This window comes from Methylobacterium sp. WL69, from assembly GCF_008039485.1.
Lineage (GTDB): Bacteria > Pseudomonadota > Alphaproteobacteria > Rhizobiales > Beijerinckiaceae > Methylobacterium.
The window spans coordinates 1-3,661 of sequence record NZ_VRUZ01000167.1; the positions used below are offsets into that span (position 1 = coordinate 1).

Sequence of the window (3,661 nt, forward strand, 5' to 3'; positions counted from 1 at the left end):
GAAGGAGACCATCACCCGCCTGTGCGGCCGGGGGGTGGGGCAGGCCGCACAGGCGGGTGATGGTCTCCTTCAGGGCGTGCCGGTGCACGACCTGATCGATCATCCCGTGCGCGAAGAGGTACTCCGAGCGCTGGAAGCCGTCGGGGAGCTTTTCGCGGATGGTCTGCTCGATGACGCGCGGGCCGGCAAAGCAGATCAGCGCGCCGGGTTCGGCGAGATGGACGTCGCCCAGCATGGCGTAGGAGGCGGTGACGCCGCCCGTGGTCGGGTTCGTCAGCACCACGATGTAGGGCAGCTTCGCCGCCCTGAGCCGGCGGATCGCCACGGTGGTGCGCGGCATCTGCATGAGGGACAGGATGCCCTCCTGCATGCGCGCCCCGCCGGAGGCCGAGAACAGGATGTAGGGCGTGCGCTTGTCGAGGGCCGTCTCGGCGCCTCGGACGAAGGCCTCGCCCGCCGCCATGCCGAGGGACCCGGCCATGAACGCGAAGTCCTGGGCCGCCAGGGTCATGGGCAGGCCGCCGACCCGGCCGAAGCCGATCTTGAAGGCGTCGGGCATGCCGGTCTTGGCCCGCGCGTCCTTGAGGCGGTCGGCGTAGCGCTTCTCGTCGCGGAACTTGAGGGGGTCGGCGGCGACCTCCGGCAGGGGCACGTCGATCCAGGTGCCCTCGTCGAACATCATCTTGAGGCGCGCCTGGGCGCTCATCTTGAGATGGTGCTCCGAGCCGGGGATGACCCAGTGGTTGCCCTCCACCTCCTTGTGGAAGACCATCTGCCCGGTATCGGGGCACTTGACCCAGAGGTTCTCCGGCGTCTCGCGCTTGAACAGGGTCTTGATCTTGGGGCGCACGACCTCCGAGATCCAGTTCATCGGCTCAACCATCATCGTGATGCCGTCCTCGTTCGCGGAATTCCGGTGTCAGTCCTTGGCCGCCCGGCGCACGCCCGCGGCGAGATCGCGCACCAGGGTGCTCACCGCCTCCACGGTCCCGGCCTGGGCGCGGTCCTCGCCGTCGAGGCTGCCCCGGAGGGCGTCGATGAGGGCGGACCCGACGACGACGCCGTCGGCCCCGCGCGCGATGGCGGCGGCGTCCGCCCCCGTGCGCACGCCGAAGCCGACGACGACGGGCAGGCTGGTGTGGCGCCGGATGCGGCCGACGGCGTCGGCCACCTTGCCGAAATCCGGGGTCGCCGTCCCGGTGATGCCGGTGATCGACACATAGTAGACGAAGCCGGCCGTGTTCGCGAGGACGGCGGGCAGGCGCTTCTCGTCCGTGGTCGGGGTGGCGAGGCGAATGAAGGCGAGGCCCTTGGCGAGCGCCGGCAGGCACAGCTCGTCGTCCTCTTCCGGCGGCAGGTCGACGACGATGAGGCCGTCGATCCCGGCCGCCACGGCGTCGTCGATGAAGCGTTCGACGCCGTAGGTGTGGATCGGGTTGAAGTACCCCATCAGGATCACGGGCGTGCCGGCATTGCGTTCGCGGAAGCGGCGGACGAGGTCCAGGGTCCCGGCGACGCCGTGGCCGCCCTTCAGGGCCCGCAGGCCGGCGGCCTGGATCGCCGGACCGTCGGCCATGGGATCGGTGAACGGCAGGCCGAACTCGACGATGTCGGCGCCCGCGTCCGGCAGGGCTTCCAGGAGCTTCAGGGAGGTCTCGGGGTCGGGATCGCCCGCCATCACGTAGGTGACGAGGGCCGCGCGCCCTTCCGCCCGGCAGCGGGCGAAGGTCGCCGCGATGCGGGTCTGGACGGTACCGTTGGCAGAGCTCGATTCGGTCATGGACGCTTGCGCTCTCGCGGCCGGCCCGGGGCGCGGGACGGTCGGGCTTTCGGATGGAGCCGTCGCGCCTACACCATCGGGACCGGCCCGTGAAGCGCGGCCCGTCCGCGCCGGGTCCGCGGACCGGCGCAAGACATCCTTAAGCGCCTTTCGAAAGCCGGCGTTCAAGCCCGGCTGGCATCCTCCCCCCTGTCGCGGACGGGCCCGTCCCGTCGCGCCGGGGAGAGACGCATGACCATCCAGGCCCTCGCGCCGATCCTCGCAGTCCTCGCCGCCGCCCTCGCCGCAATCCTCGTCGTCCTGCGCCGGCGCGCCCTCCCGGCGGCGGAGGCCGCCGAGGTCGAGTCCCTCCAGGCCCGGATCCAGCGCATCTCCGAGAGCGAGGAGCGCTACCGCGCCCTGGTGGAGGCCACCACCGAGATCATCGTCCAGCGCGACGCCCGCGGGCGGATCACCTTCGCCAATGCGGGGTTCGGGCGCCTCGTTGGCGCCGAGCCCTTCGCCCTCGTGGGCTCCACCGTGGACGTCGCCTGTTTAGAGCGCGGCGCCGCGGAGGAGGGCCCGGACGGCGTGCGGCGGGTCGAGATGCGCCTGTCGCCCGTGGACGGGCCGCCGCGCTGGTTCTCCTTCATCGAGATGCCCGTCTCCGGCCCCGATGGCGGCCGCCAATGGCTGCGCGCCGGCACCGACATCACCGGGCGCATCGCGGCCGCCCGCTCCCTCGACGAGGCCCTGACCCGGGCCGAGGCCGCCAACGTCGCCAAGTCGCGCTTCCTCGCCACCGTCAGCCACGAGTTCCGCACGCCCCTCAACGGCATCCTCGGCATGGCCGACCTCGTCCTAGACACCGGCCTCGACCCGGAGCAGCGCACCTACGTCGAGGCGGTGCGGACCTCCGGCAAGGCGCTGCTGTCGCTCATCGACGGCATTCTGGATTTTTCGCGGATCGAATCCGGCCGCCTTGACCTCTCCGCCGCGCCGTTCGATCTCGCGGCCCTGGCCGAGGGCGTGGTCGAGCTCCTGGCGCCGCGCGCCCAGGACAAGGGCATCGAGATCGCCCTCGACATCGCCGAGGACCTGCCCGCCGGGGTGATCGGCGACGCCGACCGGGTGCGCCAGATCCTCGTCAACCTCGCGGGCAACGCCGTGAAGTTCACCGCGACGGGGGGCGTCGGACTCGAGATCGCCCGCGACGGCGACGGGGTCGCGCTCACGGTGTGCGACACCGGGCCCGGCATCCCGCAGGACCGCATCCCGATCCTGTTCGAGGAATTCGAGCAGGGCGACGGCAGCGCGAGCCGGCCCCACGAGGGCACCGGCCTCGGCCTCGCCATCACCCGCCGCCTCGTCGCCCGCATGGGCGGGCGGATCGCGGCGGAGTCCATGGTGGGCCGTGGCAGCCGCTTCACCGCTTTCCTGCCCCTGGTCTCCGTGTCTTCGGAGCCGGTCTCCTCCGTCCCCGCCGGCCCAGCGCCGTCCCTCGCCGGGCAGGCGGTGCTGATCGTGGCCGATTCGCCGTTCCAGGCGCCGTTCCTCGCCCGCCGCCTGTCGGAGGCGGGCGCCTCGGCGGTGGTGGTGGCCACGGAGGCGGCGGGCCTGGCGGCCCTGTCCGGGACGCCGTTCGACGCGGTCATCGCCGACCGGTCCCTCGGCGACGCCGCCGTGCGGGCCGTGGCGCGGGCGGCCAAGGCCCGGGGCGTGCGCTGCAGCCTCGTCCTGCTCTCGCCCTTCGACCGGCGCGGGTTCGGCTCCCCCGGGGCGGCGGGCTTCGACGGCTACCTCATCAAGCCCGTGCGCGCCCGCTCCCTGTTCGACCGGCTCGTGGCACCGGCGCTCCCCGCGGCGGCGCCCGACGGCGCGGGGAGCGCCGGTGCCACGAGC

General features: G+C 72.9%; 3 protein-coding genes. 1 reads left to right on the plus strand and 2 read right to left on the minus strand.

Annotated elements, in window-relative coordinates; all coding sequences use genetic code 11:
- Together accD and trpA are read right to left on the minus strand one after the other, a co-directional pair.
- A partial coding sequence (accD, locus tag FV218_RS22040; RefSeq protein WP_147711556.1) for an acetyl-CoA carboxylase, carboxyltransferase subunit beta occupies positions 1-883 on the minus strand: 883 nt, incomplete at its 3' end.
- A gap of 36 nt (positions 884-919) precedes the next feature.
- A complete protein-coding gene (gene trpA, locus FV218_RS22045; RefSeq protein WP_147711557.1) occupies positions 920-1,780 on the minus strand; it encodes a tryptophan synthase subunit alpha in 861 nt (286 codons plus the stop codon).
- A 231-nt stretch (positions 1,781-2,011) separates the two neighbouring features.
- Here trpA and FV218_RS22050 point away from each other — a divergent pair.
- The coding region (locus tag FV218_RS22050; protein ID WP_147711558.1) for an ATP-binding protein at positions 2,012-3,661 on the plus strand (1,650 nt) is incomplete at its 3' end.

What these genes read in the sequence shown, in the direction of transcription:
- trpA (WP_147711557.1), bottom strand. Translation starts at nt 1,780, where the DNA reads ATGACCGAATCGAGCTCTGCCAACGGTACCGTCCAGACCCGCATCGCG.